Source organism: Aeromicrobium sp. PFPM2_SD2 (assembly GCF_057364525.1).
Map to the genome: position 1 here is coordinate 1 of NZ_JBNFNZ010000198.1, position 4,319 is coordinate 4,319.

Annotated in this window: 6 protein-coding genes; 3 read left to right on the forward strand and 3 right to left on the reverse strand. The window is 72.1% G+C overall.

Annotated features, from left to right (window positions below; translation table 11 throughout):
• A partial coding sequence (locus tag AC2W7G_RS10095) for a MarR family transcriptional regulator (protein ID WP_485868314.1) occupies positions 1 to 208 on the reverse strand: 208 nt, incomplete at its 3' end.
• Positions 209 to 290: 82 nt separating this feature from the next.
• Positions 291 to 1,088 (reverse strand): exodeoxyribonuclease III, encoded by a 798-nt coding sequence (locus AC2W7G_RS10100; RefSeq protein WP_485868315.1) that lies wholly within the window; start codon positions 1,086 to 1,088, stop codon positions 291 to 293.
• A gap of 83 nt (positions 1,089 to 1,171) precedes the next feature.
• On the opposite strand from AC2W7G_RS10100, the gene AC2W7G_RS10105 reads away from it, so the two are divergent.
• The 3 genes from AC2W7G_RS10105 to AC2W7G_RS10115 are packed head-to-tail and all read left to right on the forward strand — an operon-like array spanning position 1,172 to position 3,260.
• Positions 1,172 to 2,023 (forward strand): PAS domain-containing protein, encoded by an 852-nt coding sequence (locus tag AC2W7G_RS10105; RefSeq protein WP_485868316.1) that lies wholly within the window; start codon positions 1,172 to 1,174, stop codon positions 2,021 to 2,023.
• Positions 1,912 to 2,325: a GGDEF domain-containing protein gene (locus tag AC2W7G_RS10110; RefSeq protein ID WP_485868317.1), complete on the forward strand. Its 414-nt coding sequence runs from the start codon at positions 1,912 to 1,914 to the stop codon at positions 2,323 to 2,325. Before AC2W7G_RS10105 ends, AC2W7G_RS10110 begins: the two co-directional genes overlap by 112 nt.
• The gene (locus AC2W7G_RS10115) at positions 2,259 to 3,260 is read left to right on the forward strand and encodes a putative bifunctional diguanylate cyclase/phosphodiesterase (RefSeq protein ID WP_485868318.1); all 1,002 of its coding nucleotides are present in this window, start codon (positions 2,259 to 2,261) and stop codon (positions 3,258 to 3,260) included. The genes AC2W7G_RS10110 and AC2W7G_RS10115 overlap by 67 nt, the downstream gene beginning before the upstream one ends.
• Position 3,261: 1 nt before the next feature.
• Here AC2W7G_RS10115 and AC2W7G_RS10120 read toward each other — a convergent pair.
• Positions 3,262 to 4,319, reverse strand: a 1,058-nt coding sequence (locus AC2W7G_RS10120; protein ID WP_485868319.1) for an FAD-binding dehydrogenase, incomplete at its 5' end; no start/stop codon positions are given.

Genomic DNA, 4,319 nt, shown 5'->3' on the forward strand with positions numbered 1-4,319 from the left:
CGGACGCCTCGAGCCGCTGGACGAGGCCGGTCATGGCCGGCTGGCTGACGCCCTCGCGCTCGGCGAGGACGGTGATCCGGTGCGGGCCGCGGCGCTCGAGCAGGCCGAGCGTCGCCGCCGCCACGCGGCTCATGGTGGTGGAGCGCGTGCCGCGGGCGACGTCGATGACGAACGTCCGCAGTCCGGCGGCCAACTCCTGTTGCCTCATGCAACTACATATATCAGGTGCTTATGCATCTGTCGAGACGACGGCGCCGGACGTGAACGACGTCACGCCCGGCGCGGGTCGGTCAGAGGTCGTAGTCGACGACCAGCGGCGCGTGGTCGGACCAGCGCTCGCCCCAGCTCGCGGCGCGGTCGACCCACGCCTCGCGGGCGAGGGCGCCCAGCTCGGGCGTGGCCAGGTGGTAGTCGATGCGCCACCCGGTGTCGTTGTCGAACGCCTGCCCGCGCATGGACCACCAGGTGTAGGGGCCGTCGACGTCGCCGGAGAGCTGGCGGTGGACGTCCACCCACCCGAGCTCGCCGAGGAAGCGGTCGAAGTACGCGCGCTCCTCGGGCAGGAACCCGGCCTTCTTCAGGTTGCCCTTCCAGTTGCGGATGTCGCGCTCGGTGTGGCCGACGTTGAGGTCGCCCATGAGCAGGCCGTGGGTGCCGTGCGCCCGCAGCTGGCGCATCCGCTCGGTCATGGCGTCCATGAACCGGTACTTGTCGTCCTGGCGCGGCGTGCCGGCCTCGCCGGAGTGGACGTAGACCGACACGACCGTGAGGGCGCTGCCGTCGTCCAGGACGTAGTCGGCCTCGATCCAGCGCCCGGACGTGTCGAAGTACGCGTCGCCGTTGCCGACGCGCACGTCCTTGGGCTCGAACCGGCTCAGGATCGCCACGCCCGCGCGGCCCTTGTCGGCCGCCTCGGTGTGCACGACGTGCAGGCCGCTCTCGGCGGTGATGTCGTGGACGATCGCGTCGGGGGCGCGCACCTCCTGCAGCGCGACGACGTCGCAGCCGCGGTCGGCGAGCCAGGCGTCCATGCCCTTGCGGTAGGCGGCGCGGATGCCGTTGACGTTGACGGTGGCGACTCGGAGCACGGGTCCGACCTTATCGGCACGTCTTGCTGAACCCGGCCGCCAGGGATCGCTATGCTCCGGGTGTTCGAGCAACGGGAGGGTCGATGTCCGTGGAGGACGCCGCCGCCGACGAGCGACCCGACGTGGTCTCGTGGCGTGACGTCGTGGAGTCCATCTCCACCGCCGTGGTGGTCTGGGACCTCCGCGGGCGCATCCGCATGGCCAATCCCGAGGCCGGCCGCCTGCTCGGCTGCGACGCCGCGGAGCTGGTGGGCCAGGACGTGCGCACGTTCGTGCCCAAGTCCTTCCACACCGAGACGATCGAGGCGCACCTCTCGCTCGCGGTGGCCCGGCAGACGTTCGGCGTCGCCGAGGAGCTGGTGCTGAACCGGCTCGACGGCACCAGCGTCCACGCCGACGTCCGGCTGTCGCTGCTGCACGGCGACGACGAGCCGGTCGTGGTCGCGTCGGCCACCGACGCCCGCACGCGCGTGGCCAACGAGCAGGCCCGCATCGACGCCGACCGGCGCACGATCCTCGACACCGTCCCGATCAGCATCATCACGACGTCCTCCGAGGGCGTCATCGTCTCGGCCAACGCGGCGGCGGGCTCGCTGCTGGGCGTCGAGCCCGAGGAGCTCATCGGCCAGGACCTGGCCGAGCTGCACGACCTCGACGAGCTGTCGGCCGCCGGGCTGGACGTGCCGCAGGCCCGCACCGACGACGACCAGCCCACCTTCGCGGTGCTGCGCACGCTGGCCGATCTCGAGCCGGGCGCCGCCGCGAGTGGACGTACGTGCGTCCGGACCTCACGCGGGTGCCGGTGGCCGAGTTCCTCACCCCGATGTCGCACCACGACGAGACCGAGACCGGCTACCTGTTCGCCGCGTACGACAACAGCCAGCGGGTCGAGGCCGCCGCCGAGGCCGAGCGCCTGGCCCGCCACGACCAGCTGACCGGGCTCCCTAACCGGGCGTTCCTGGTGTCGGTCGTCGACGACATCCTCATGCGCCGGCCCACCGCGCCGCTTGCCCTGCTCGTGCTCGACGTCGACCACTTCAAGCGGGTCAACGACACCCTCGGCCACCACGTCGGCGACGCGGTGCTGCGGTCGGTGTCCGAGCGCATCCGCGAGGGCGCCGTCCCGGGGCGGTCACCGCCCGCATCGGCGGCGACGCGTTCGCCACCGTCGTGGACGTCCTGGACGAGCGCGACGCGATGCAGCGTGCGCGGGGCATCCAGGAGCGCGTGGCGATGACCGACATCGAGGCCGACCTCGACCTCGTCGGCGTCAGCATCGGCGTGGCCATGGCCGGACGCGACGGCGCCGACGCGACCGAGCTGCTCAAGCGCGCCGACACCGCGATGTACCAGGCCAAGGTCGCCGGCCGGAACGCGATCAAGGCGTTCGTCCCCTCGATGGACGCCGACCGCGAGAAGCTGCAGCTGGCCAGCGGCCTGCGCCGCGCGATCAACGAGTCCGAGGTCACCGTCTCCTACCAGCCGCTGGTCGACCTGCGCACCGGCGACGTCGCCGCGTTCGAGGCGCTGGCGCGCTGGACGAGCCCACGCTTCGGCGTCGTCTCGCCCGGCCGCTTCATCCCGCTGGCCGAGGACCACGGCCTCATCTCCGACCTCGGCGAGAACGTGCTGCGCACCGCCTGCCGGGAGGTCGCCGAGCTGTGCCGCCGGCTGTCGCGTCCGGTCGGCCTGTCGGTGAACGTCTCGCCCCAGCAGTTCCGCGACCGCGACCTGCCGGCGCTGGTGCGCCAGATCGCGCTCGAGACCGGCTTCGACCCGACCATGCTCGAGCTGGAGATCACCGAGAACATCCTCGTGAGCGACCCGATGGAGGTCGTGGACGTCATGCGCGCCGTGCGCTCGCTCGGCGTCAAGATCGTCATCGACGACTTCGGCACCGGGTTCTCCAGCCTGGGCTACCTGACCCGGCTGCCGATCGACAAGATCAAGATCGACCGCTCCTTCGTCGCCCAGATGGACGACAACGAGCGCGACGCGAGCATCGTGGAGTCGATCATCCTGCTCGCCCACACGCTCGGCATGGCCGTCGTGGCCGAGGGCATCGAGACGCCGCAGCAGGAGGCGCACCTGCGCAGCCTGGGCTGCGACCAGGGCCAGGGCTTCCTCTACAGCGCCGCGGTGCCGATCGCCGCGGCGTCCGTGCTCATCTGACCTACAGGTCGCGGGCCAGCGCCCGTCCCGCCGCCCGGCCCGAGAACAGGCAGCCGCCCAGGAACGTCCCCTCCAGCGCGTTGTAGCCGTGCACGCCGCCGCCGCCGAAGCCGGCGACCTCGCCGGCCGCGTACAGCCCGTCGAACGGGGTGCCGTCGGCCTTGAGGACGCGGGAGTCCAGGTCGGTCTGCAGGCCGCCGAGCGACTTGCGGGTGAGCACGTGCAGGCGCACCGCGACGAGCGGGCCGGCCTTCGGGTCGAGCAGCTCGTGCGGGGAGGCGACGCGGATGAGCTTGTCGCCCAGGTACGAGCGGGCCTGGCGCATCGCGGCGACCTGCAGGTCCTTGGTGAACGGGTTGCGCATCTCGCGGTCACGGGCCTCGACGACGCGGCGGACGCGGGCGGCGTCCAGCAGCGGCTCCTTGGTGACGGCGTTCATGCCGTCGACGAGCTGCTCGAGCGTGTCGGCCACGACGAAGTCGGCGCCGCGCTCCTTGAACGCCTCGACCGGCCCCGGCGCGCCCTTGCCCAGGCGCTGGCGCAGCAGCTCCTTGACGCTGCGGCCGGTCAGGTCGGGGTTCTGCTCGGAGCCCGACAGCGCGAACTCCTTCTCGATGATCTTCTGCGTCAGCACGAACCAGCTGTGGTCGTGGCCGGTCTCGCGCAGGAGCTTCAGCGTGCCGAGGGTGTCGAAGCCGGGCAGGCCGGGGACCGGCAGGCGGTTGCCCTCGGCGTCCAGCCACAGCGACGACGGGCCGGGCAGGATGCGGATGCCGTGCATCGGCCAGACCGAGTCGTAGTTCTCGATGCCCTCGACGTACGCCCACAGCCGGTCGCGGTTGACGTGGTGGGCGCCGGCGGACTCGGCGATGCCCAGCATGCGTCCGTCGACGTGGGCCGGGACGCCCGACAGCATGTGCTCGGGCGGGGTGCCGAGCCGCTCGGGCCACACCGAGCGGACGAGCTCGTGGTTGCCGCCGATGCCGCCGGAGGTCAGGACGACCGCCTGGGCACGCAGCTCGAAGTCGCCGACGACGTCCCGGTTCGTGGCGACGGCCC